Consider the following 23,985-nt stretch of genomic DNA (forward strand, 5'->3'; position numbering starts at 1 on the left):
CGACACCGGTCTCGGGTCGCGAGCAGGTGTCGACCATAGAATGCCGGTCCACGGCGGAACAGGTCAGCGGAAATCCTCTTCCGCCGGGAGCCCCCGGCGAAAGGAGGTGCCTCATGGCAGGCAATGTGATCCGCGGCCTCACGAGAGCCATCATATTGGCTGTAGCAGTGACGGCGCATCCCTATCCGGCGGACTCGCAGGCGATCGCGAATTGTGCCGAGCGTTCCCAGGTGATTGAGTTTCTTGCGCAGAAGTATGATGAGAAGCCTGCGGCTGTCGGCTTGATCAATCCGCAGGCCGTGATGGAAGTCTTTGCCGCCGACAACGGCAGTTGGACGCTGATCGTGACGGATGTTTCGGGCCGAAGCTGCGTCATCCTCGCAGGAAAAAGCTGGGACTCGATGCCACAGGTGGGCCCGAAGGCGTGAGGACGGAGAGCTTCCGACTGCAGCCGCGCTGTCACGTGACGGCGTGATAAATCCGCCGTCACGTGAAATTTCCTATCCCGGTTTTCCGGAACGTACTCTATCGGTCAATCGGGCCGGCCGATGCTGGCATAGCTGAAACCGTGCCTGGTCACCTCGTCCTTGCGGTAGATATTGCGCAGGTCGACGAGCAACGGCGTTTTCATGACGTTCTTGAGCCGTGCGAAATCGAGCGCCCGGAATTCGTTCCACTCGGTCACGATGACCAGTGCGTCGGCATCGGCCGCCGCGTCGTAGGGGTCGTTCGCATAATCCATGCCGTCGATCAACTTGCGGGCGTTCTCGACACCCTCCGGATCGTATCCGACGACCTTGGCGCCGACATCCTGCAGGGTCTGTACGATCGCGATCGCGGGGCTGTCGCGCATGTCGTCGGTGTTCGGCTTGAAGGTGAGGCCGAGGACGGCGACCTTGCGCCCGCGCACATCGCCACCTGCGGCGGCAATTACCTTGCGGCCCATGGCACGCTTGCGGTTGTCGTTGATCGCGACGGTCGTCTCGACGAGGCGAACAGGGCTGTCGTAGTCCTGGGCGGTCTTGACGAGTGCCAGCGTATCCTTGGGGAAGCAAGAGCCGCCATAACCCGGCCCGGCGTGGAGGAACTTCGAGCCTATGCGGCCGTCGAGGCCAATGCCGCGGGCGACATCCTGGACATCGGCACCGACCTTTTCGCACAGATCGGCCATTTCGTTGATGAAGGTGATCTTCATCGCCAGGAAGGCGTTGCCCGCATACTTGATCAGTTCGGAGGTGCGGCGCGTGGTAAAGACAAGCGGCGACTGGTTGAGGTAGAGCGGGCGGTAGACCTCGGTCATGACTTCGCGTGCCCGCTGGTCATTGCCGTTGAGGCCGACGACAATACGATCCGGCCGCTTGAAATCCTCGATCGCTGCGCCCTCGCGCAGGAACTCCGGATTGGAGACGACGGCGACATCGGCTTGCGGATTGGTTTCGCGGATGATGCGCTCGACCTCGTCGCCCGTTCCGACCGGAACCGTCGACTTCGTCACGACAACGGTGAAGCCGGTGAGGTTGGTCGCAATCTCCCGGGCGGCGGCATAAACGTAGGAGAGATCGGCATGCCCGTCACCGCGCCGCGACGGCGTGCCGACGGCGATGAAGATCACATCGCTTTCCGCGACGGCGGACTTGAGGTCGGTCGTAAAGCTCAGGCGTCCCGACGCGACATTGCTGGCGACAAGATGGTCGAGGCCCGGTTCGAAGATCGGGATTTGCCCCTGCTTCAGCGCCTCGATCTTGCCTTCGTCCTTGTCGAGGCAGATCACGTCGTGGCCAAAATCCGCAAAACAGACGCCCGAAACAAGGCCGACATAGCCGGCGCCGATCATCGTGATTTTCATCGGTTCTTCCTTTGTTTGATGGGTATTTCTTGAGGATGTCGGTTAAATAACTTTGTGTATTAAAGGCGAAATAGACCTATTTGCGACCATTTTGGGCCCGATCTGAGGTTTTGCCGCAGCTTCGTTGGTTGACCGGGTCACGCGATCTGGCCGGTCTTACGATAATATGTCTGATACCATTCCGCAAAGCGCGCGATACCCTCCTCGACCGAAATCGACGGCTTGAAATCAGTCAACGCTTCGAGCAGATCCGGTGAAGCGTAGGTGCGGGGAACGTCGCCCTGTTGCATCGGAAGCATGTTGCGGATGGCGGGCCGGCCGACTGCCTTTTCGACCGTTTCGACGAAGGTCATCAATTCGACCGGCTGGCCGCCGCCGATATTAACGATGCGGAACGGCGCCTGATGGGAGAGCGTGTCCTTCGCCTTTGCCGTTGCGACGCGATTTTCCTCCGCCGGTGCAACATGCGAAAGCCTGAGGATACCTTCGACGAGATCATCGATATAGGTGAAGTCCCGGCTCATCCGGCCCTCACCGTAGATATCGATCGGCCGATCGTTGAAAATCGCGTCCACGAACTTGAACAGCGCCATGTCCGGGCGTCCCCACGGACCGTAAACCGTGAAGAAGCGGAACGCCGTCGTAGGCACCTTGTAGAGATGGGCGTAGCTATGCGCCATCAATTCCATCGATTTTTTCGTTGCCGCATAGAGCGTCAGCGGCTCGTCGGTCCGGTCCATCTCGGAAAAGGGAATCTTTTCGTTGGCGCCGTAGATCGAGGAAGTTGAGGCGAGCATCAGGTGTTTGGGGCCAATCGCGCGCGCAAGTTCCAGTATGTTCCAGGTGCCGAGGAGGTTCGAGTCGACATAGGCCTTGGGATTTTCGAGGCTGTAGCGAACGCCCGCCTGCGCCGCGAGATGAATGATCACCTCGGGCTCGGCAAGCTCGGCAGCCTGGTCGAGCGCCCGCCGGTCCTCAAGCATCGCGGTCACCGCCTTGAATCCATTGGAGCGCTTCAGGATCGCGTGGCGCTGCTCCTTGAGCGTCACGTCGTAATAGGGCGTCATGCCATCGAAGCCGACCACGAAATGGCCCTCGTCGATCAACCGTTTGGCGACGTGAAAACCGATGAAGCCTGCCGTGCCAGTAATGAGGTAGCGCACTACGGTATCCCCAAATTGCCTACTGCATGTTCCCTTAAATCGTAGCCGATAAAGGATAAGAACATGCAGCAAATCAAAGTGCTACAGCGTTTTTTGCGCGTCTGACAAGACGCGCGGCCCTGTAGTCGGACAGTTCATACGAAGAAAGCAGAGCGATGGAAAGCCGAATCCGTCACTCGGACGGGCTTTCGAGCCCGCGATGCATGGCCGTGAGGACAGACATCGCGTGGCCCGCATACTGGCTGATCCAGCGATCATGAATGGCCTGGATTGGTAGCGCATTCAAATGGTTCCACCGCTCGCGTCCCTCGCGGTGGACAAGGATCAGGCTCGCATCCTCCAGAACCTTCAGGTGCTGCATCACGGTGCAGCGGTCGAGCTGCGAGAATTGTTCGCAAAGCATGCCGGTCGTCTGGGGTGCGGCCTTCAGGGCGTCCAGCATCTGTCGGCGCAGGCCATTGGCCAGCGCCTTGAAAACGGCATCGTCCTTCGAGTCGGTTGACATGTTATATTTTTATAACATATTATTGTGCGACACAATGGCGAGGAGGAAGACATGACCTTGGAATTTCGCGTGAATGGTCGCATCGCCCGTCCTGTCGACGAAGTGTTCGACGCTGTCGTCAATCCGGATCAACTCAGCCGTTATTTCGTGACGCTTGGCGGTGTCAGCGCGCCACTGGTTGCCGGCACGACCGTGACCTGGTGGGGCGAGGTGCCGGTGGAGGTGGAAACCGTCGAGCCGAATGAAAGAATCGTATTCCGTTGGGACGCCAAGGTGGCCGAGGGCGAGGCACCCTATCGAACACAGGTGGAGATGCGCTTCAAGTCTCTCGACGACGGCGCAACGATGGTCACCATTGCCGAAACCGGTTGGCGAGAGAACGAGCAGGGGCAGAAGAGCTCCTATATGAACTGCGAAGGCTGGTCGCAGATGCTCGCCTGCATGAAGGCCTGGGTCGAATACGGCATCAACCTGCGTGAGGGTTATTACGTCAGCGAACTCTCGGGCAACCCGGCGCTCGAGCCGGACGCCTAGGAGGTCGTGCGATGTCGAAGGAGATCAAGGGCGGGCTCAACATCGCCATGAAGGTTCCGAGCCATCAATACGAGGCTGTGATTGCCTTCTACCGCGACGTCGTCGGGCTTCCGCCCTTCGACGAGAAGGCGCCAGCCAAAGGGTTTGTTCTCGGCCCAAACCGTCTCTGGATAGACGAGGCGCCGCATTACAGCCAGGCGGAAATCTGGCTGGAGCTTTTCACCAACGACCACGAGAAGGCGCTCGACCATCTCGCGACGAACGGGGCTGTCCGCTGCGACGCGGTCGAGGAATTGGGTGAAGGCTTTCGCGGCGGCTGGATCATGAACCCTGCGAACATTGTGCACATGGTACGCGAGCCGGACGCCTGGTGAGGCGTCACATGGGAAGCGGTTGCCCCGCACTGGTGGCTGTCGACATTGGCGCTTGGAGCGGTCCGGCCACGGGTGGCTCGGACTGCAGTACGACGACGCGCGTATCCGTCGGCACGCGGCTGTAAAGATCGATGATGTCCGGATTGAAAAGCCGGATGCAGCCGCTCGAAACGGCCTTGCCGATCGACCAGGCCTCGGTGGTGCCGTGGATCCGAAACAGCTTGTCGCGGTTGCCCTGGTAAAGATAGAGCGCGCGTGGACCGAGCGGGTTGCGAATTCCCGGCTCCATTCCGCCGGCGAGCGGCCCATAGCGTTCCGGTTCGCGTGCGACCATGTCCGACGTCGGCGTCCAGCGCGGCCACTCGGCCTTGCGACCGACACGCGCCTCGCCCTGGAATTCCAGCCCCGCCTTGCCGACACCGATTCCATAGCGCAACGCCATCCCGCCGTCCTGCACGAGATAAAGGAAGCGATTCTGGGTGTCGACAATGATCGTGCCCGGGGGTTCCGAGGTGGGATAGGCCACCTGCTGGCGCAGAAAGCGAGGTTCGACCTTGCTGATGTCGATGGCGGCAAGCGGGAACTTCTCTTCCGGTTTCGGCCCGTACATTGCGACGTAATAGGGATCCGGGCCCTTCAGCTTGGCGTTTTGGCCGCTTGTCGCGCAGCCGGCGAGAAATGACGAAACGAGGAGAACGGCGAAGAGCTGCGCGGAGCTAACGGCGCTGTTCCGGGACACACACATAGTTGATCCTGCTGACTGCAAATTCTTGGACTCGGGAGGCATTCCAACGACCAGTTCGGCTTGAGCGCCAAAAGTGTCTGAGAAGAGGCAAGAGAAGGGCGGAAATGTGGCCGGCGGCCGGTGTCGCGAAAAGGTGACAGTGGCGTCGGGACCCGTTCACGTCGGCTCGTCCGAGGCCAAGCATCTGTGCTTGATCCGCTTTCAGGCCCGGGTGTATGCCTCTTCCATGCAGTGGAGCGATCAAGCCATCATACTCGGCATCCGGCGGCACGGCGAAAGCTCCGTGATTGCCGAAGTCATGACCGCCGCGCACGGACGGCACCTCGGCCTCGTCCGCTCCGGTCGGTCGCGCACGATGCAGCCGGTGCTGCAGCCCGGCAATTCCGTCGAGGTGATCTGGCGGGCGCGGCTGGACGAGCATCTCGGCGAGTTTCGGGTGGAGCCGCTTCAATTGCGCGCCGCAAGGTTGATGGAGGCGGCGACATCCGTCTATGGCATCCAGGCCCTCGGCGCGCTGTTGCGGCTGCTGCCGGAGCGCGATCCGCACCCGCATCTCTACGAGGCGCTTGCCGTCATCGTCGACCATCTACAGGATCCGGCGGATGCCGGCGAACTGTTCGTACGCTTCGAGCTTGCCGTCTTGAACGACCTCGGCTTCGGTCTGGATCTGTCGGAATGTGCGGCGACCGGCGTACGTCAGGATCTCGTCTACGTCTCTCCCAAGTCCGGCCGCGCCGTCAGCCGGGAGGCGGGCGCGCGCTATGCCGAACGCATGCTCGCCCTTCCGGATTTCCTATCCCCCGGCGGGCATCAGGCGGCCGACCACGACAGTCTTGCGGCCGCGTTCCGGCTGACCGCCTATTTTCTCAACCGCCATGTCTACGAGCCGCGCGGTCTCGACGCCGCTTCCGTGCGTGACGCCTTTGTGCACGCGGCGCTGAAGGCATTGAAATCGTCTCCACCGTCCGCGGCGTGATCGGCGCCTATCGACAACTTGCCGCGATGGATCCGGACGCCGCGTTTTCGCGGCGTCCGTTGCCTATGGGGTTCAGCCGATCCGACCGCCGCCGCGCTTGGTAACGGCCACCACGGCGGGACGCACCGGCATGTCGTCCTTGAAATCCGGCCAACGCGTTGCCGGCGTCTCGTAAGTGGCAAGGCCGGCGTCGCCCGGGTGCTGGACAGCGAGGAAGAACGTGTCGGATGTCGGATTGAAGCAGGGTCCGCACATCTCGGCACCGACGGGAACACGGAAGAACAGCTTGGAGGTTCCGCGTGCGTCGCCCTCGGTGTCGATCGCCCAGACGCCATCGGTGCGGCCGGTTTCCTTTTCGTTGTTGCCGTCCGTCGACACCCAGAGCCTGCCGTCCGCGTCGATCGTGCAGTTGTCCGGCATGCCGAACCAGCCGTTCTTGGTCGTTGCCGTCGAGAACGACGCACCGACTTCGGCAACGCTCGGATCGCCGCATTTCAGAAGAACGTCCCACCGGCTGGTGAGCGAGGCGAAGTCACCATCGGTCTCGGTGATTTCGATGATGTGGCCGAAGGCGTTCTTGGCGCGCGGATTGGCGGCGTTGATTTCTTCTGCCTTGCGCTTGGTGTTGTTGGTCAGCATCACGTAGACCTTGCCGGTCTTCGGGTTGGGCTGAATGTCCTCCGGGCGGTCCATCTTGGTGGCGCCGAGCGCATCGGCGGCAAGCCGGGTGTCGATCAGCACGTCGGCCTGCGAAGCGAAACCGTTTTCAGCGGTGAGCGGCCCCTCGCCATGGACGAGCGGCATCCAGGTGACGGTGCCATCTTCGTCGAACTTCGCCACATAAAGCGTGCCTTCGTCGAAGAGGTCCATGTTGGCGGCGCGGCCGTTCGGGTTGTAGGTGCCCTTGGTCACGAATTTGTAGACGTAATCATAGCGCTCGTCGTCGCCGGTATAGAGCACGACACGCCCGTCCTTGTTGACGATGGATTCGCAACCTTCGTGCTTGAAGCGGCCAAGCGCCGTGCGCTTCTTCGGGACGGAGGTCGGGTCGAGGGCATCCACTTCGACGATCCAGCCGAAGCGGTTGGCCTCTGTCGGCTCCTTGGACACGTCGAAACGGTCGTAGAATTTCGACCACTCGTATTGTCCGCCCGGCGCCCCGAGACGCTTCAACTGCTTGAACTCCGGATGGTCATCGGCGATTTCGCCGCCGAAATAGCCGTTGAAGTTTTCCTCGGCCATCATGTAGGTGCCCCAGGCGGTGACGCCGCCGGCGCAATTGTTGACGGTGCCGAAGACTTTCTTGCCAGTCGGGTCGGACGGCGTCTTCACACGGTCATGTCCGGCGACCGGTCCGGAGAGCTGCATTTCGGTATTGAGCGTGATGCGGCGGTTGTATTTGCCGTCGAGCACCGGCTGCCACTTTCCGTCCACCTTGCGGATTTCGACGATCGTGCCGCCGTGGGCGGCCATTTCGATGTCGACGAGGTCCTTGGTGTATTCGCCAAGGGTAACCTTTTCCTCCTCGACTTCCTTGCCGTCCTTGGTCACCTTCTCCTTCACGATCGAGGCGAAGGCCGGGAACATCAGTTCCGCGTTGGTGTATTCGTGGTTGACGACCAGCAGACCATGGTCCGCACTGCCTTCGAGCGGGATGAAGCCGACATAGTCATTGTTGTAACCGAAGAGCTTTTCCTGGGCGGCAGCCGTCTGGTTCTTCGGGTCGAAGTCCGGGCTGTCGGCAAATACCTTGTCGCCCCAGCGCAAGAGGATATCGGCATCGTAGCCATCGGCGACGTGATGGTTTTCGTCGACGCCGGCCTCGACTTCAGCGAAGTCGAAACGCGAGGCGTCGTCGGCACGCGCTTCATCGGCCGTCAAAAGCGCGAGCGGGCTCACCGTCGTCGAAATGGCGGCAACGGCGAGCGAGCCGCCGATGAAGGAGCGGCGCGAGAAGCGGCGATTGATGATATCGCCCATGGTCGGATTGGTGGAACAGTTCTGGCCGATGTCCTCCAGTTCCTCCCTGCGTTCCGTCAGCGTCTTGAATTCGGTTTCTTCCGTTGAGGCGAGATACTTGTCCATTGCCGGTTCTCCTCATTGAACGATAGAGCCGCCGCCTGTTCTGCGACGTCCGCCTGCCGCTGTAGCAGCAAGTTCATGACAGTTCCGCGACAGTTCAGTGAAGAGATTGCTGCGCCGTCCGTCAATGCATTTGGCGCTTGTGCGAAAACCTGTATGGTCGCGAGCAGCCTGCGGAGATTGCCGGTCGGGGAAAAGATGCTGGAAGTCATTGCCTTTGTTGCCTTTGCCATGGCGCTTGCCGCCTTTCTCGGTGGCCGAAAGACCGCGGAGCGGCTGGAGAACGAAATCAATTCGCTGAAGGCCGAAATCGCTCGATTGAGCGAGCGACAGACCGCGCCCGAATCTGCCCCCTCGCAGACGGCTGAAGAGGCGCAGGCTCCGGAAGCGATCGCTTCTGAAGACGAAGGAAAGGAAGGCCCCTGGTCGCGGGCGGCGCGAGAAGGCGCACGCATCTTCGGCGGGGAGACTGCGGACCGGGAGAAGGTTGAGGAGGCGGGCCAGGACGAACAGGTCGCTGCGGCGGTCACGGTAGAGCCAGCCGCGACGGAGAGCCTCGAGAGCCGAATTGGCGGCCAATGGCCCGTGTGGGTCGGCGGTCTGGCGCTGGCGCTCGGTGGTTACTTCCTGGTGCAATATTCGATCGATGCAGGGCTGCTGAGTCCAGCGGTTCGGCTGACGCTCGCGGCGGCTTTCGGTCTAGTGCTTGGGATCGCCGGCGAAGTGATCCGCCGCCGCGCGGTGCCGACGATAGCCGACAGGTTCCGTCATGCAATGATCCCGGGCGTGCTGACGGCCGCCGGCGCGGTCACGCTGTTCGGTGTCGTATACGCCGCCCACGGTATTTATGGATTCATCGGCACCGCGACCGCTTTCGCGTTGCTGGCGCTGGTTTCGTTGGTGACTGTGGCCTTGTCGCTGCTGCATGGCCAGGCCCTTGCCGGACTCGGGCTTCTCGCCTCATTGCTCACACCCCTGTTTGTATCGAGCGCAGAACCTCGACCCTGGGTGCTGTTCGGCTTCCTCTCGATTGCCTGGCTTGCAACGCTCTGCGCCTCGCGCCTGCGCCGCTGGACGGTTGTGCCGACGCTTGCCAACGTCGGGCTTGGCCTCTGGGGACTCGCCTACGTTGTCGGTGTGACGCCCTTCGAGGCTCCACCCGTCACTTTCGCGCTCCTGGTGATGATCGCGGGCGTCGGACTGGTCTGGCCCGGCGCCGCCGAGCGAGCGGCAGAGGACGGGCCGGGGACAGGGCGTGCTGCGGCGACCGCGGCCGGCCGATGGGAAAGGCTGTTTGCGCCGCCCCACGCGGCAGTCACCGTTTCGGCCGCGATCGCCGCAACGGTTCTGGCACTCCTCCTCATCAGCCCGGCTGTTACCGCCGCACGTTTCCCGGTCCAGGAATTTGTCGCGTTAATCGCAGCGCTGGCCCTGGTCGGCGCACTGAGGGCAACGGCAATCTATCCGGCCCTCTTCGCCACCTTCGGCGCGATTGCCGGCACGTGGAGCCTGACTGCGCTCAGCAATGTTCTTGCCTATCTCGACCCGTCTCGCGCGCAGCCCGAGATCGTCGTTTCCGGCGGCACGGCGATGCTGACCGCGATGGTGCTGTCGGCCGTCTTCGTCCTTTTGGCTTCCTTCGTGCTCGCCAGGCGGCTCGAGACCCGTTCGCAGTTTGCCGTCCTGTGGGCGGGCATCGCCGCCATCGCGCCGAACGCGCTTTTGGCCATGTCCTTCCTCATGACCGGCAAATTCGCGTTCGATCTGCCACATGGGCTTGCAGCCTTCGTCAGCGGCTTGCTTCTCCTTGCTCTCGTGGAGTGGTTATACCGCCGAAGCGCAGACACGAGGGATTTGCATATCGCCGGCGGGCTGTCGGTTGCGGGCTCCTTCGGCCTCTTCGTCCTCGGCCTGCATGCCTGGACGGACGGCCTCGTCACCACCCTTGCGATCGCTCTGCTCGGCGCCGGCTACACCTTCGCCGCACGCGCCCGCTCCTGGCCCGTTCTGCCTTGGATAACCGTCGGATCTGCCCTGGTGGTGCTGGCGCGGATCGGCTGGGAGCCGACGATCGTCGGCGCCGGCAAGCTCTCGACGACGTCCGTCTTCAATGCCCTCCTGCCGGGCTACGGCATTCCGGCATTGCTGCTGGTGGCGTCCGCGTATCTGCTTCGCGCCTCGCCGGCGGCGCGTGTGCGCAATCTGCTGCAGGCGCTTGCGAGCCTTTTCGTGTTGCTGACACTGGCAATCCTTGTTCGCCACGCAATGAACGGCGGCGTATTGGATAGCTCTGTTCCGACGCTTGCGGAGCAGTCTATCTATACGCTCATCGCAATCGGCGCGTCCGGTATCTTCATGACCCTGGATACGAGGTCGCCGAGTCCGGTGTTCCGTTACGGCGGCATGGGGCTCGGCGTGCTCTCGATGCTGTCAGTGCTTTCGGCGCACCTTTTCGGCCTCAATCCGTATTTCAGCGGCGAACTGCTCGGCAGGATCCCGTTCTTCGATCTGCTCTTCATCGGCTATCTGCTGCCTGGCATCGCCTATGCCGGCCTCTCCTGGTATGCGCGCGACAAGCGCCCATGGGCTTACGTGGCCGCGCTTGCGGTAGGCGGCGCCGTACTCGCCTTTTCCTGGGCGAGCCTCAGCGTTCGCCGCTTCTGGCAAGGGGAGAATGTCGCGGACTGGAGGGGCTTCCTTCAAGGGGAAACCTACACCTATTCGGTCGTCTGGCTCGTACTCGGCGTGCTGCTCCTGGTCGCCGGCTCGCGCTTCAATGCGAAAAGCATCCGGATTGCCTCGGCCGCGCTCGTCTTCATCGCCGTGCTCAAGGTCTTCCTCATCGACATGTCGAATCTGGAAGGCTTCCTGCGCGCCCTGTCCTTCATCGGGCTCGGCGGCGTGCTGATCGGTATCGGCCTCTTCTACCAGAAGATCCTGTCCAACACGGGGAGTGGTGGCCCGGCCGGCGCTGCAGCAACCGCGGCTGAGGCAGGCGAAAGGACAAGCCGCGCATGACACGCCTTCCGGAACTGGCCGCAGCCTTTGCACCACATTACGAGCTTGCCGCGAAACTCCTGCCGCATGCCTTCGCCGACGGCGACGGTTCGCACGATGCGTCTCACCTCATTCGCGTCTGGAAGAATGCCGCGCGCATTCAGGCCGAGGAGGGTGGCGACCCGCGCATTCTCTCAGCCGCCGTCCTGCTCCACGATTGCGTTGCGGTCGAAAAGAATTCGCCGCGACGCGCCGAGGCTTCCCGGCTTGCTGCCGAGAAGGCATGGCAAATTCTCGACGGACTCGGCTGGCGCACGGCGGACATTTCGCCGGTCGCCCATGCGATTCTGACGCACAGCTTCTCCGCCAACTTGCCGCCCGAAACGCTGGAGGCGAAGATCTTGCAGGATGCAGACCGGCTCGACGCGATCGGCATGGTCGGTGCGGCGCGCTGCTTCTACATCGCCGGACGCATGGGCAGCGGGCTCTATGATCCGCTCGATCCGCTGGCCGAGAACCGAACGCTCGACGACAAGGCCTTCGCGATCGATCACTTCGAGACGAAGCTATTTCGTCTAGCGGACGGCTTCCAGACGGCGACAGGGCGTCGGCTGGCGGCGGAGCGGCAAGCACGGCTGCGTGGCGTACTTGCCATGCTGCTGGATGAAATCTAAATCTTTCAACGGATTGGCGCCGCTCCGTGAATCAGATTGCGAGCGGCCTGAATCAATTTCTGAGCTCGGGAAGATCGACATGAAAGTGACCGGCCTTAACATCCATCCCCTGAAGAGCGGCCGCGCCATTCCGCAAACCGAAGTGACGGTCAATGTCGATGGGCTCGCCGGCGACCGGCGCTTCATGGTGGTCGAACCGGATGGCCATTTCATCACCCAGCGCGAGTTGCAGGCGCTGGCGCAGGTCGAAGCGGCGCACATCGACGGCGGCGTGCACCTGAAAATGAACGGCAACGAATTGGCGGTGCGCTTCGATCCGGATCGTCGGCTCGATGTCCGCGTCTGGTCGAGCGATGTTGATGCCGCGGTGGCCGACGATGCGGCCAATGACGCGCTTTCCGGCTGGTTGGGGCGGTCAGTGAAGCTCGTCCACATGGACGAACAGGCGGAGCGCTTCGTCGGCGCCGAATGGGCGGGCGCGGCAGCGCCGGTTGGATTTGCCGACGGCTTTCCGATCCTCATCACGACCACCGGGTCGCTTGCCGATCTCAACCGCACGCTGGTCGAGAAGCGGCAGGAGCCAGTCGGCATGGAGCGTTTCCGCACCAACATCCTGATCGATTGCGACGACCCCTGGGAAGAAGATTGGTGGGAAAGCCTGGAGATCGCGGGCATCACCTTGGATCTCGTCAAACCCTGCGCCCGATGCATCATGACCACGCAGGACCATCTGACAGGCGAGAGGATCGGTGGCAATCCGATCCAAGGTCTTGCGGACAAGCGCATGTCTGCTGACCGGCGCGTGGCGGGCGTGCTCTTCGGTTGGAATGCCGTGCCGCGGGGCGAAGGCACCGTCAGGCTCGGCGACGAGGCCAGGGTTGTTCGCCGGCGCGGCGAGCGCTGGCCGATGAAAATCCGCGCCACCAATTGACGCACTATTCGCGAGCGGCTGCCCGCGGCTCCAGCATCAATTCCTGTGATCTCATCGTCAAATTAATTGGCTTTCCTCAATTTGAGCATAGCATGCGCCCTCCTCAGTTTGAGGGGACATAGCCATGGCCCCTCATCGATCGGAGCTCATCCATGTCCGCCGTTTCTGCCACCGCAACCCGTGTCTCCGAGCGCAGCAGCCTGCCGTGGCTGATCATCGCCGCCGGTTCCGTGATCGCGATGCTCACCTTCGGTCCGCGCTCCGCCATGGGCTTCTTCCAGTTGCCGATGCTTGCCGACACGGGCTGGGATCGAACGACGTTCGGCCTCGCAATGGCGCTCCAGAATCTCTGCTGGGGGCTTGGTCAACCGTTCTTCGGGGCGATAGCCGACAAGTTCGGCACCTGGCGCGTGCTGGCGCTGTCCGGGCTCATCTATGCGGCGGGTCTCACAATCATGGCCTTTGCCAATGCGCCGATCTGGCTGCATATCGGCGGCGGCGTGCTGGTCGGTTTCGGCGTTGCGTCCGGTTCCTTCGGCATCGTGCTTTCCGCCTTCGCCCGCAATGTCGCGCCGGAGCAGCGTTCGCTCGCCTTCGGTATCGGCACGGCGGCCGGCTCGGCCGGCATGTTCCTGTTCGCGCCGCTGAGCCAGGGACTGATTTCCGCCTTTGGCTGGTCCGACAGCCTGGTCTATCTCGGCGTGCTGATGCTGCTCGTCCCGCTTGTCGCAATTCCGTTGCGCGGCAACGCGTCTTCCGGCCGCCAGTCGGAAACGCACTACAAGCAGACGGTTGGCGAGGCCCTGAGGGAAGCAATGGGGCATAGAAGCTATCTGCTGCTGGTTTCGGGCTTCTTCGTTTGTGGCTATCAGGTCGCCTTCATCACCGCCCATTTCCCCGCCTATATCGGCGACATCGGCATCGATGCTCGTTATGCGGTGATTGCGCTTGCGCTGATCGGCTTCTTCAACATCATCGGGTCGTTTTCGGCCGGCATCATCGGCCAGCGCTATTCGAAGCCCTATTTCCTGGCGCTGATCTATCTTGCCCGCTCGGTCGCTGTTACCGCCTTCCTGCTGCTGCCGCAGTCGCCGGCCTCGGTCATCATCTTCGCCATCGTCATGGGGTTGCTGTGGCTGTCGACCGTGCCGCCGACCAATGGCCTGGTGGCGATCATGTTCGGAACGAGGCATCTCGGCCTGCTGGGCGGCATCGTCTTCCTTTCCCACCAGATCGGTTCGTTCCTCGGCGTCTGGATGGGCGGCTACCTCTACGACCGCTTCGGCTCCTATGACCCGGTCTGGTGGCTGGGTGTCGCGCTCGGTGTTTTTGCGGCCATCGTCCATTGGCCGATCGAGGAGCGTGGTGTCGCAAGACCGGCGATGGCCTGACCGGCGACAATACCGGTGCGCCCGAAAAGGGCGCATCCTCCTTGAAATCTGTCACAAAACTTTCTAAATCAGTCGCCGCGGCTTGGCCGCTTTTGTTTTGGCCCAATTATGCTCAATATGAGCATAATTGGAAACCGCCGGGAACGGCGGGAGAGGAGAAGCCCGATGAGCAATCTTGACCTTCGCGCGGACGCAACGCCAGTCCCGGCATTCGTCAGCGCGGCCGCGCGCTTCGATGTCATCGAAAAGCCGGACCTCGCCTACACGCCAGCGATCGCCCGCGAAACCGCGCATCTTTACGAGAAGGTCAAGGATTTCATCCCGGCCATCGAGTGGCCCGCCTATGCGCCCTATGTTCATGCGATCAATCGGCTGAAGAAGGAGCGCAACGCCGTCATTCTGGCGCACAACTACCAGACGCCCGATATTTTCCATTGCGTTGCCGACATCGTCGGGGATTCGCTGCAGCTCGCGCGCGACGCCACCAAGGTGGACGCCGAAATCATCGTCCAGTGCGGCGTGCATTTCATGGCTGAGACCTCGAAGCTGCTCAACCCGGAAAAGACCGTACTGATCCCGGATGCCAAGGCCGGCTGCTCGTTGTCCGAATCGATCACCGGCGCGGATGTACGCCTGCTCAAGCAGCGTTATCCCGGCGTGCCGGTCGTCACCTACGTCAACACCTCGGCGGAAGTGAAGGCGGAGACCGACATCTGCTGCACGTCATCCAACGTGCTGGCGGTCGTCGAGAGCCTGGAGTCCGACACCGTCCTCTGCATTCCCGACGAATACCTGGCGATGAATGTCGCGCGCCAGACGAACAAGAAGATCCTCACCTGGAAGGGCCATTGCGAGGTCCATGAACGTTTCACCGCGGCGGAACTCCTCGCTTATAAGGAGGCCAATCCGGGCATCGAGATCATCGGCCATCCGGAATGCCACCCGGACGTCATCGCCGTCTGCGATTTCGCCGGCTCCACCTCGGGCATGATCAATTACGTCAAGGACAAGCAGCCGCAAAAGGTACTTCTCGTCACCGAATGCTCCATGGCTTCCAATATCCAGGCGGAAGTCGAGGGCGTCAATTTCGTCAAGCCCTGCAACCTCTGTCCGCACATGAAGCGCATCACGCTGCCGAAGATCCTCGACAGCCTGCTCACCATGACGGAAGAGGTTCTGGTCGATCCGGCGATCGCCGGCCGCGCACGCCTTGCGGTCGAGCGCATGGTGAACCTCAAGCAGTAATCGATGCCCGGGCCTCGGCTCGGCACCCATGCATGCGGTTGGAGGAGCTACCGAACCATGCTGAAAGACCATTTTCGCCCGCAATCTTTCAACGGCATTGATGACATAGTCATCGTCGGCGGCGGGCTCGCCGGGCTCTTCTGCGCACTGAAGCTGGCGCCGCGTCCCGTGACCATCCTTGCCGCCGCCCCGATCGGCCACGGCGCCTCGTCTGCCTGGGCGCAAGGCGGCATCGCTGCCGCGATGAGCCCGGGCGACACATTCGAGAAGCACGTCGCCGATACGGTCACGGCCGGTGCCGGGATCGTCGACGAGAAGATGACGCGGATGATGGTCGCCGAGGGGCCGGCGCGCATTCACGACCTCCTCGAATACGGCGTACCCTTCGATCGCGATCTGGAAGGCAAGCTCCTGCTTTCGCGCGAGGCGGCGCATTCCGAGCGGCGTATCGTTCGCGTCAGGGGCGACATGGCCGGCAAGGCGATCATGGAAGCGCTGATCGCCGCCGTGCGCAGGACCCCGTCGATCCGCATCATCGAAGGCTATGTGGTCGAGGAACTGGTGCGCGAGGGGCGCTTCATCTCGGGTGTCGTCGCAAGGCCGGATGCCGGCCAGTCGAAGACCCGCGTTTCCTTCCCGGCCCGTGCCGTCGTTCTTTGCTCCGGCGGCATCGGGCATCTCTACGCCGTCACGACCAATCCGTGGGAGGCCTGCGGCCAGGGTGTCGGCATGGCCGCGCGAGCAGGCGCCATCATCGCCGACCCGGAATTCGTCCAGTTCCATCCTACCGCGATCAATATCGGCAAGGACCCGGCGCCCTTGGCTACGGAAGCACTGCGCGGCGATGGCGCCGTGCTTGTCAATTCCGCAGGTCATCGTTTCATGCTCGACATTCATCCCGACGGCGAACTCGCGCCGCGGGATATCGTCTCGCGTGGCGTTTTCGCCGAGGTGCAGGCCGGACGCGGCGCCTTCCTCGATTGCACCAAGGCGGTCGGCAAACATTTCCCGGAGATGTTCCCGACCGTATACGCCTCCTGCCTTGCGGCCAGTATCGACCCGGTGACGCAACCGATCCCGGTCGTCCCCGCAGTTCACTATCACATGGGCGGTGTGTTGACCGACGGCCAGGGCCGCACCTCGATCGATGGTCTCTGGGCAGCGGGCGAGGTGACCTCAACCGGCGTTCACGGCGCCAACCGCCTTGCTTCCAATTCGTTGCTGGAGGCCGTTGTCTTCGCCGCGCGCATTGCGGAAAGCATCAAGGGCACATTGCCGGCGCCGAAGCTCACCGAGTGGGGCGACGACGCCGGCGAGAACGACGATCCGGTGACGGTCGAGGACAGCCCTCCGTTCAAGGTCCTGCGCAGCCTGATGAGCGAGTGTGTCGGCGTTGTCCGCACGCGCGAGAGCCTGACGCGGGCAATCCGCGAGATTGCGGCGCTGGAGCGCGCCAACAACCGCCTGCGCTTCGCCAACATCATCACCACCGCCAAGCTCATCGCCGTCGCAGCCCTTCAACGCACCGAGAGCCGCGGAGGTCATTTCCGCGCCGACTGCCCGTCCGAACGCGCGGAATGGCAGCGGCGCACGTATCTGACGCTGGCGCAGGCCGAGCGCCTGGCCGCAGAAGTGGCCGAGACCGAGCCGGCGTGACGCCGGGTATCCGCGATCGTTATATCGTTATGATGACATCCCGACAGGAGCCAAGCCCATGACTGCCGCGCTACGCCCGGAACTGCCCGCACTCATGGTCGAAGACCAGGTGAGAGCCGCCCTCCTGGAGGATCTCGGCCGCGCCGGCGATATCACGACGCTATCGACGATCGGTCCGGATATGACGGCATCGGCGGACATGCGCGCTCGCGATGCGGGTGTCGTCGCCGGGCTGGACCTGGCAAGGACGGCATTTCGGCTGGTCGATCCGTCGATCCGCTTCGACGCGCTCGCTGCCGACGGCGATCGCGTCGCGCCCGGCGCCGCCATTGCGCGGATATCCGGCCGTGCAAGGGGGCTGCTGTCCGCTGAGCGCGTTGCCCTCAATTTCCTCATGCATCTCTCCGGGATCGCCAGCTACACCGCGAAGTTCGCCGATGAGATCGCGCATACGACCGCCAAGGTCTGCTGTACCCGCAAGACCATCCCCGGCCTGCGTGCGCTGGAGAAATACGCTGTCCGCCTCGGCGGCGGCTCTAATCATCGCTATGGCCTCGACGACGCTGTGCTGATCAAGGACAATCACATCGCTGTTTCCGGCGGTGTAGCCGGCGCGATTCGTGCCGCACGCGCCTATTGCGGCCATCTCGTCAAGGTGGAGGTCGAGGTCGATGGGCTTGCGCAGATGAGCGAGGCGCTGACTGCTGCGCCGGACGTGATCCTGCTTGACAACATGAGACCGGAGATGCTGCGCGAGGCCGTTGCGGTCAATTCCGAACACTGGAAGCTTGGCCCGGCCGACTATGCCGCCGACCCGCGCCGTACGCGGCTCGAGGCGTCGGGCAATGTCAAGATCGACACGATCCGGGCAATCGCCGAGACAGGCGTCGACTACATCTCGACTTCGAAGATCACCATGGCGGCGCCGACGCTCGATATTGGGCTCGACGTGACGATCTGAGCAATTCCAGGAAAAGTGTGTAACGGTTTTCCGTCCGGAGTTGCGCAAGTTCAAAAAATTGGCGCGCAGTTCGCCGCCGGGCGCTCGCATGCGCCGAAATCATCAACCACAACTCTTCCGCGCTCGCGTGGAACGACATTACCATCCGCGCGTTGATTTCTCTTTGCCCGTGAGCGAGGAGGGATTTTGGTGATGATCAGAACATTAGCCGTCGTTGCGCTGGCCGTCGGCGCGACAACCACTGTGCCTGCGATCGCATCTGCGCAAGAGTCATCGCAGACCGCCGTCGCGAATTTCATCGGCAAGGACGGCAAGGAGACGGGCCGAGCCGCGCTGACCGCGGCCGGAAAAGGGGTGCTGATCGAAATGGAGGTCACCGGCCTGCCAAAAGACACCTGGGTTGCCTTCCATGTTCACGAAGTCGGAAGCTGCGACCCAGCCGGCGGCTTCGAGTCGGCGGGCAAGCATTTTGCCGGCGAGGATGCGAACGCCGAGCATGGATTCCTGGCGGCAAAAGGCCCGCATGCAGGCGATATGCCGAACCAGTATGTCGGCGACGACGGGACTCTGCGCGCGCAGGTGTTCAACAGCTTCGTCTCTCTCGACGACAAGGGTACCGCCATTCGTGGCCGCGCCTTGATGATCCATGCGCACTCCGATGACAACCGCAGCCAACCGGCGGGCGACGCGGGTGACCGGCTGGCTTGTGCCATCATCAAGTAGCCTGCTGTTCTCACCGCCCGCCGACTTTCAGACCGGGTGCAGGCCGCTCGTCCAGGATCTGCCGGCGGAAGCGGAAAAGCGCGGCCGGCCGCCCGCCTGTGGAGGCAAGCGTTCCACCGGTCGGCTCGACGAGTTCTGCGCCTTCGACCAACCGTCGGAAGTTCTGCTTGTGCAAGTGACGGCCGGAGATCGCTTCGACGGTTGCCTGCAGATCGGTGAGCGTGAATTCCGGTGGCATCAGTTCGAACACGACGGGCCGGTATTTGATCTTGCCGCGCAATCTGGCGACCGCCGTGGCGACAATGCGACGGTGGTCGTGGCGCATCGCCAAGCCGATAGCCGGATTGTCGAGATCGCGGCAATGCCCGTCGATCACCGCCTCGCGTACAAGGCCGGCCTCGTAAAGCAACTCGTAGCGTTCGAGCACGCGCTCCTCGTCCCAGGGAAAATCGTCAAGGCCGAAGGCGAGGCGAATGCGGGAGCGGCGTTGCGCGGCTGAAGCCGATCGTTCGTCATAGGGTGGACTGTTTTCCCAGCGCGCAAGCGCCGGCAGGATCACCTGATCGAGGAGGGCGGGACGCCCCCGCCGCCAGTCCTCCCACGGCAGATAGCCGTACCAGTCCCGCCAGTGAGCACCGGCCTCCGCCAACTGCTCATTGTTCTCCGCGTCAGTGCGCGTCAGCGCCAGATAACCGACGGAGACCATGTGCTTGCCTTCTTCGCCCGGCAGCCGTTGGCGCCCACGGTCTCCGAAGGTGTAGAGCTGTTCGATATATCCAAGCCTGAGAGCGATGCGTTTTTCGACGCGGTCACGCAGCCCGCTCTCGAAGGTGCGGTGACGCGCCGGATCGAACGGACCGAAGGGCAGGCTGTCGCGCGCGTCGCCATCCGCCTCGCTGACGGCGAGAATATGCGGGCTGCGGTTGACGACAGCGACGATTGCCGCATTGAGGCCGATCTCGACTGTGACGGCAGGCAAGTCAGTCAGCATGCCGCGCGCTCTCCGCTCGAGTGGGGAGCATGAATGGCGCATTGCCGTCGGCGTCGGCGCCGCGGCCGATGGACCGCACGGCATCAACGAGCCTGCCCTTTCGCGATAGTGCCTCGTCGCCGATCTCCACCAGCCGTGGGTTAGGCGTGGCGTATGGCGAGACGTGCCGCAGGCGTGCAGCGAGGGCGGCATCGTCCTGGTCCGGCTCGACCGCCAGTGCCGCGATCAACGCCGCCGCCGGCGAACGAGAAACGCCCATCCAGCAATGGATGAGGAGCGGCCGGGTACGGTCCCAGTTGCGGGCAAAATCAATAATCCGCCGGACGTGTTCCTCCTGCGGCGCAATCAGGTCGCCGGTTCCCGCGAAGCTGATGTCGTTGACACCGATCGTCACGTGTTTCGCCCGATCGATGACGGCGGGACGGTGAAAATCCTGTCCTTTGGCAAGCAGGCTCACCATCTCGCGGCAACCGTGGCGAACGGCCATTTCTGCGATGCGCGCAAGCGGCGAGACGACAATGCCGGTCATTCAGGCTTCCGCCTTTGCCATGGCCCGCTCCCCTTCGAGCGTATTGAACCGTTCGGCAAAGAGCCGCTGCGCTTCGACCGCCGGCAGCGGATCGATCAGCAGGGTCTCCCGCGTAATGCCGCGCGGCTGGCCGAAGAACTTGCGGGCCTCTTCCGCCGAGAAACCCGCAAGCTCGGTCGCCTCGAAGTAGGCGGCGATGTGATCGGCCTTCTTGATCCGCTCTTTCAGTTCCTTGGGCGTATGAGGCGGCAAGCCGAAGCGCAGGTGTACGGCGCTTTCGAGCCGCTTTTCCACGGACTTGTAACCACCGCCGACGACCGCTTTGAACGGTGAAATCATATCGCCGATGACATATTCCGGGGCATCGTGAAGGAGCGCCAACAGGCATTCGTCCGCATTGCAGCGGTTGGTCCGACGGAAGATATCCTCGACGATCAGGCTATGCTGGGCAACGGAAAAAGCGTGGTCGCCCGCCGTCTGGCCGTTCCAGCGCGCCACGCGGGCAAGTCCGTGGGCAATGTCGGAAAGCTCGACGTCGAGCGGCGACGGATCGAGCAAATCGAGCCGCCGCCCGGAAAGCATACGCTGCCAGGCTCGCGCATTCGTCATGCGCTTGCCTCGTCCGCCTCGGTCGGGAACGAAAGGCCAGTCCAGCCGGGCAGGGTCAACGTCACGGGCAAGTCACCGGCGAGAATGGCGTCCCCATTGGCGATCGCCTCGCCGGCCTTGTCTATGCGGACGATCGCAAGGGCGGCTCTATCGCGTACGGTGCCAAGAGCGCCGATCGATCGGCCATTGACCGAGATGCTCGCACCCGTCTGCGGAAGCGGCGCTTCACCCGTAACGATCACGACACGGCGGCGCGCTGTGGCGCGGTGCTGCATGCGGGAAATGACCTCCTGGCCGACATAGCAGCCCTTCCGGAAGGAGAGTCCGCCATTGAGATCCATCAGGACATCGTGCGGAAAGGCGTCTTGCAAGGCGAAATCGGCGCCCGAAACGGCAATACCGCCCGCGATTCTAAGCCTCTCGATATCGGCGACCGTTGCATCCGCTCCCTCCATTTCGCGATAGAGGCGGAAAACGGAAAGTCCGGCCTTTTCAAATCGATAGTCGCGGTAACTCTCCGCCGGTGGTTCCTCGCCGAACACGACCGTGACCGGCGCCGGCGACTGCAGTGAGAGCTCGACTGCGGAACGCAATTTATACATGGTCAGCCGCTTCAGCAGCGGCTCGGCCTGGTCGCTCGTCGTCTCCAGCCTAAGCGCGTCGCCATCGCGGGAAATCAGGAAGTCGAACAGGATCTTGCCCTGCGGCGTCAGCAAGGCGCCGGGACGCGCTTCATCGGCACCGAGCCCGCCGAGGTCGGTGGTGATCAGGTTTTGCAGAAGATCTTCGGCGTCCTTGCCGGACACGCTGAGGATCGCGCGGTCATCGAGGCAGACCTTTGACATGGTTCGAATCCTGTTCTCTTTGTCGAAGAGGTAGGATGTTCTCAGGTCATCGGCAAGCATACCGCCGGGACGGTGCGAGAAAAGTGCTCCGTTCCGGTCGTTGGATCACTCAGTCGCCGGCGACAAAAAACTTCCACCGGCCGTCGGGCGTGATGCCGACGCGGTAGAAGTTGTAGCTCCCGAATTCTTCCATCTCGGCGAAATCGCCGGCCGTGACGAGCCGGAACAGGTCCACCTTTTCCGGCGCCGTCAGCGAGGACAGCGGCTTTTCGGCAAAGTAGGGCCACACATAGGCTTCTTCCGGCGTGCCCTTGTCCGCGAGAACGAAGCCGGTCGACAGAACGTCGAGAAGTATCGCCAGGATTTCGACGCCGTCCTGGTCGCCGGAAAGACCCTTGAGTGTTGCAACCGGGTCCTCGTCGCTGTTGACACCTGTCACTTGCGTTTGGGTCGGTCCCTTGCCGAGCAGCGGCCGCAATCTCTCGATATCGCCCGAGGCGGCGGCTTCGACGATCAGTTCGCGCATGCGCGCAACGGGCGCCGGAATCTTGGAGACGTCCGTCAGCACCTCGACCGGGTCAACGATTTGCGAGGTTCCGATTTCGTCATCCTTGGCGGCAGCGTTGTCGACCAATGGGTCAGGCATCGGAATTTCGAGAGGCGCCTTCTCTGACTCGACCTGGTCAGGCTGGTCGGAGGGCGCCGTATTCTGATCGCTGGCGATGGGGCCGGGAACACCTTGAAGCTCGCTGAGCGCAAAGGTGGGAGCAGCCATGATCGGCGTGCATGCCGCCACGCCGGCCAATAGCAGCGTAGCAAGGCGAACCGAGGAAACCCGGTTTGCAAGGTTCCGTCTCATTGAGGCAGTCCCGATTTTATTGGATTGTCCGCTGCGGCGAGAATTCTCCGGCCAGCATGCGCTCACGAAGCGAATTCAGCATCGCTTCCGCACCTTCTTCGCCATGGAGGCGGATGGTTTCCCGCATGGCCAGCGCAATCGCGGCATCGGCGATGATCTCCGGCTCGATGCCGTCCGCCATGCCGTCCGCCCAGGCTTCGTTCTGATGTTCGAGGGCCGCCTGCATTTTCTCGTGGACGATCATGTCGTCGATGTCGGACAGGCTTGGTTCCATCATTCGTTCCATGCGACTTCCAATACGTGCACTTGGCTCAATCTAACGCCGTTCCGCTGAACCGCGACTGAACGGGGCGGATAGGCCGGTGACTTCTTACCACTCTCTTAACGAACTTAGCAGCCTTTTCCCGAAACGACACGGGGTCCCGAGAAAAGAGGTTAATTTCTTGCTAATTTCCAAAGCGAGCGACGATTTCTGATGCAAGTGTTGCACCTTCGGCACGGTACCGCTGCTCGGCGAGCGTGGCGGGCTCGGTGCACGTGGTGTAGACGGACGCGAAGGTTCGATACCCGCGGTTGAAGGCGGCAGTCAGACGATCACGACGTTGGGGTTCGTTGGCCGTCTCCTTCTCGATCAGTTCCTGTGTCGAACGTCGCCACGTGTCTTCTCCGCCCTTGAGGCAGAGATTGCGCAGATAATGGACCGATCCGAGAATTTCGGCGAGGCGAATCAGTCGCTGGTCATACGGTGTCGTGTTTTGCCCAATCACGGGAGGCGCCGCCTTGTCCGGTCGTGGTGTCTCTTCTTGCTGGGCGGCGGCGCCGACCGCGAAAACGAGGAGGGCGCCGGTCAAGGCAAGTCGGAAGATGGGCGGGGCGCTGGTCATGATCCCATCAAGTCCGAATCAGCGTCGGATTTATGGCAAACCGAAGGTCTTGATTGCATTCCGGATAGCCTTTCCACGCATTGGCGAACGCTCTCGGGTATCGGCAATTCGAAGATTTCCTCAGGCGTAAACCAGCCGACGCCTGCGGCGTCGTCGTTTGCGATCGCAACGGCGTCGCTATCCGCCTGGACCCTGAAAACCGAAAGCAGGAAATGCCGCCCCTCCGATTCCTTACCCGGCAGATCGTAGGTTTCGAAGAGCACCGGGTCGCGGCCGCTGATGCCGGTCTCCTCGGCAAGCTCGCGCAGCGCGGTCTCTGCGGGCGCCTCGCCTGGCTCTGCCCGGCCGCCGGGGAACGCGTACATGTCGGCCGACGGCGGGTTGGCACGCCGGACGAGCAGATAGCGCCCATCCCGTTCGAGGATGGCGGAGGAAGCGAGTTGGGGCTGCTTTCGCATCACAGAA

25 protein-coding genes are annotated in these 23,985 nt (G+C 62.6%); 12 read left to right on the forward strand and 13 right to left on the reverse strand.

The window, feature by feature from the left end; translation table 11 throughout:
• The first annotated feature begins 113 nt into the window (after positions 1-113).
• Entirely contained in the window at positions 114-428 is a 315-nt protein-coding gene (locus tag QA637_RS03570; protein WP_153441546.1) for a hypothetical protein, read from the forward strand.
• Between the two features lie 104 nt (positions 429-532).
• Here the strand turns inward: QA637_RS03570 and rkpK are convergent, their stop codons facing one another.
• The 3 genes from rkpK to QA637_RS03585 all read right to left on the reverse strand — a co-directional run bounded on the left by rkpK (position 533) and on the right by QA637_RS03585 (position 3,514).
• A complete protein-coding gene (rkpK, locus tag QA637_RS03575) occupies positions 533-1,846 on the reverse strand; it encodes a UDP-glucose 6-dehydrogenase (RefSeq protein ID WP_153441545.1) in 1,314 nt (437 codons plus the stop codon).
• Positions 1,847-1,983: 137 nt separating this feature from the next.
• The gene (locus tag QA637_RS03580) at positions 1,984-3,009 is read right to left on the reverse strand and encodes an NAD-dependent epimerase (protein ID WP_283063468.1); all 1,026 of its coding nucleotides are present in this window, start codon (positions 3,007-3,009) and stop codon (positions 1,984-1,986) included.
• A gap of 172 nt (positions 3,010-3,181) precedes the next feature.
• Positions 3,182-3,514 (reverse strand): ArsR/SmtB family transcription factor, encoded by a 333-nt coding sequence (locus QA637_RS03585; protein WP_283063470.1) that lies wholly within the window; start codon positions 3,512-3,514, stop codon positions 3,182-3,184.
• A 51-nt stretch (positions 3,515-3,565) separates the two neighbouring features.
• Here QA637_RS03585 and QA637_RS03590 point away from each other — a divergent pair, with 51 nt between their 5' ends.
• Entirely contained in the window at positions 3,566-4,048 is a 483-nt protein-coding gene (locus tag QA637_RS03590) for an SRPBCC domain-containing protein (RefSeq protein WP_283063471.1), read from the forward strand.
• 11 nt (positions 4,049-4,059) lie between these two features.
• Positions 4,060-4,422 (forward strand): hypothetical protein, encoded by a 363-nt coding sequence (locus tag QA637_RS03595; protein ID WP_283063473.1) that lies wholly within the window; start codon positions 4,060-4,062, stop codon positions 4,420-4,422.
• Positions 4,423-4,426: 4 nt separating this feature from the next.
• Here QA637_RS03595 and QA637_RS03600 read toward each other — a convergent pair whose 3' ends face one another.
• Complete coding sequence (locus tag QA637_RS03600; protein WP_283063475.1) at positions 4,427-5,167, reverse strand: L,D-transpeptidase; 741 nt, start codon at positions 5,165-5,167, stop codon at positions 4,427-4,429.
• Between the two features lie 226 nt (positions 5,168-5,393).
• On the opposite strand from QA637_RS03600, the gene recO reads away from it, so the two are divergent.
• Positions 5,394-6,143 (forward strand): DNA repair protein RecO, encoded by a 750-nt coding sequence (gene recO, locus QA637_RS03605; RefSeq protein WP_153441541.1) that lies wholly within the window; start codon positions 5,394-5,396, stop codon positions 6,141-6,143.
• 72 nt (positions 6,144-6,215) lie between these two features.
• On the opposite strand, the gene QA637_RS03610 is transcribed toward recO, so the two are convergent.
• Entirely contained in the window at positions 6,216-8,228 is a 2,013-nt protein-coding gene (locus tag QA637_RS03610; RefSeq protein WP_283063477.1) for a PhoX family protein, read from the reverse strand.
• A gap of 195 nt (positions 8,229-8,423) precedes the next feature.
• Between QA637_RS03610 and QA637_RS03615 the strand changes: the two genes are divergently transcribed.
• The 8 genes from QA637_RS03615 (at position 8,424) to QA637_RS03650 (ending at position 18,803) form a co-directional block, all read left to right on the forward strand.
• Positions 8,424-11,243: a DUF2339 domain-containing protein gene (locus tag QA637_RS03615; RefSeq protein ID WP_283063479.1), complete on the forward strand. Its 2,820-nt coding sequence runs from the start codon at positions 8,424-8,426 to the stop codon at positions 11,241-11,243.
• On the forward strand, positions 11,240-11,896 hold the full coding sequence (locus tag QA637_RS03620) for an HD domain-containing protein (RefSeq protein ID WP_283063481.1): 657 nt from the start codon (positions 11,240-11,242) through the stop codon (positions 11,894-11,896). Before QA637_RS03615 ends, QA637_RS03620 begins: the two co-directional genes overlap by 4 nt.
• Positions 11,897-11,975: 79 nt before the next feature.
• Positions 11,976-12,827: an MOSC domain-containing protein gene (locus QA637_RS03625; protein ID WP_283063483.1), complete on the forward strand. Its 852-nt coding sequence runs from the start codon at positions 11,976-11,978 to the stop codon at positions 12,825-12,827.
• 152 nt (positions 12,828-12,979) lie between these two features.
• Positions 12,980-14,218, forward strand: coding sequence for an MFS transporter (locus QA637_RS03630; RefSeq protein ID WP_283063485.1), 1,239 nt, complete (start codon positions 12,980-12,982; stop codon positions 14,216-14,218).
• 165 nt (positions 14,219-14,383) lie between these two features.
• On the forward strand, positions 14,384-15,463 hold the full coding sequence (nadA, locus tag QA637_RS03635; RefSeq protein WP_283063487.1) for a quinolinate synthase NadA: 1,080 nt from the start codon (positions 14,384-14,386) through the stop codon (positions 15,461-15,463).
• A 57-nt stretch (positions 15,464-15,520) separates the two neighbouring features.
• A complete protein-coding gene (locus tag QA637_RS03640; protein ID WP_283063489.1) occupies positions 15,521-17,119 on the forward strand; it encodes an L-aspartate oxidase in 1,599 nt (532 codons plus the stop codon).
• Positions 17,120-17,177: 58 nt separating this feature from the next.
• A complete protein-coding gene (gene nadC / locus QA637_RS03645; RefSeq protein WP_283063491.1) occupies positions 17,178-18,080 on the forward strand; it encodes a carboxylating nicotinate-nucleotide diphosphorylase in 903 nt (300 codons plus the stop codon).
• Positions 18,081-18,272: 192 nt separating this feature from the next.
• Entirely contained in the window at positions 18,273-18,803 is a 531-nt protein-coding gene (locus QA637_RS03650; RefSeq protein WP_283063493.1) for a superoxide dismutase family protein, read from the forward strand.
• Positions 18,804-18,813: 10 nt separating this feature from the next.
• Here the strand turns inward: QA637_RS03650 and QA637_RS03655 are convergent, their stop codons facing one another.
• The 8 genes from QA637_RS03655 to QA637_RS03690 all read right to left on the reverse strand — a co-directional run bounded on the left by QA637_RS03655 (position 18,814) and on the right by QA637_RS03690 (position 23,981).
• Positions 18,814-19,794: an NUDIX hydrolase gene (locus QA637_RS03655; RefSeq protein WP_283063495.1), complete on the reverse strand. Its 981-nt coding sequence runs from the start codon at positions 19,792-19,794 to the stop codon at positions 18,814-18,816.
• Positions 19,784-20,323: a tyrosine phosphatase family protein gene (locus QA637_RS03660; protein WP_283063497.1), complete on the reverse strand. Its 540-nt coding sequence runs from the start codon at positions 20,321-20,323 to the stop codon at positions 19,784-19,786. Before QA637_RS03660 ends, QA637_RS03655 begins: the two co-directional genes overlap by 11 nt.
• On the reverse strand, positions 20,324-20,932 hold the full coding sequence (locus tag QA637_RS03665; protein ID WP_283063499.1) for an HD family hydrolase: 609 nt from the start codon (positions 20,930-20,932) through the stop codon (positions 20,324-20,326).
• Positions 20,929-21,777, reverse strand: a complete 849-nt coding sequence (ygfZ, locus tag QA637_RS03670; protein ID WP_283063501.1) for a CAF17-like 4Fe-4S cluster assembly/insertion protein YgfZ — start codon at positions 21,775-21,777, stop codon at positions 20,929-20,931. Before ygfZ ends, QA637_RS03665 begins: the two co-directional genes overlap by 4 nt.
• Before the next feature lie 109 nt (positions 21,778-21,886).
• The gene (locus QA637_RS03675; protein ID WP_283063503.1) at positions 21,887-22,636 is read right to left on the reverse strand and encodes a hypothetical protein; all 750 of its coding nucleotides are present in this window, start codon (positions 22,634-22,636) and stop codon (positions 21,887-21,889) included.
• 16 nt (positions 22,637-22,652) lie between these two features.
• Positions 22,653-22,922 carry a hypothetical protein gene (locus QA637_RS03680; protein WP_153441527.1) on the reverse strand — a complete coding sequence of 90 codons (270 nt, stop codon included), beginning with the start codon at positions 22,920-22,922 and terminating at the stop codon, positions 22,653-22,655.
• Between the two features lie 160 nt (positions 22,923-23,082).
• The gene (locus tag QA637_RS03685; protein ID WP_283063505.1) at positions 23,083-23,520 is read right to left on the reverse strand and encodes a TIGR02301 family protein; all 438 of its coding nucleotides are present in this window, start codon (positions 23,518-23,520) and stop codon (positions 23,083-23,085) included.
• Positions 23,517-23,981, reverse strand: a complete 465-nt coding sequence (locus QA637_RS03690) for an NUDIX hydrolase (protein WP_283063506.1) — start codon at positions 23,979-23,981, stop codon at positions 23,517-23,519. The genes QA637_RS03685 and QA637_RS03690 overlap by 4 nt, the downstream gene beginning before the upstream one ends.
• Between the last annotated feature and the right edge of the window lie 4 nt (positions 23,982-23,985).

This window comes from Sinorhizobium terangae (genome assembly GCF_029714365.1).
Classification (GTDB): domain Bacteria; phylum Pseudomonadota; class Alphaproteobacteria; order Rhizobiales; family Rhizobiaceae; genus Sinorhizobium; species Sinorhizobium terangae.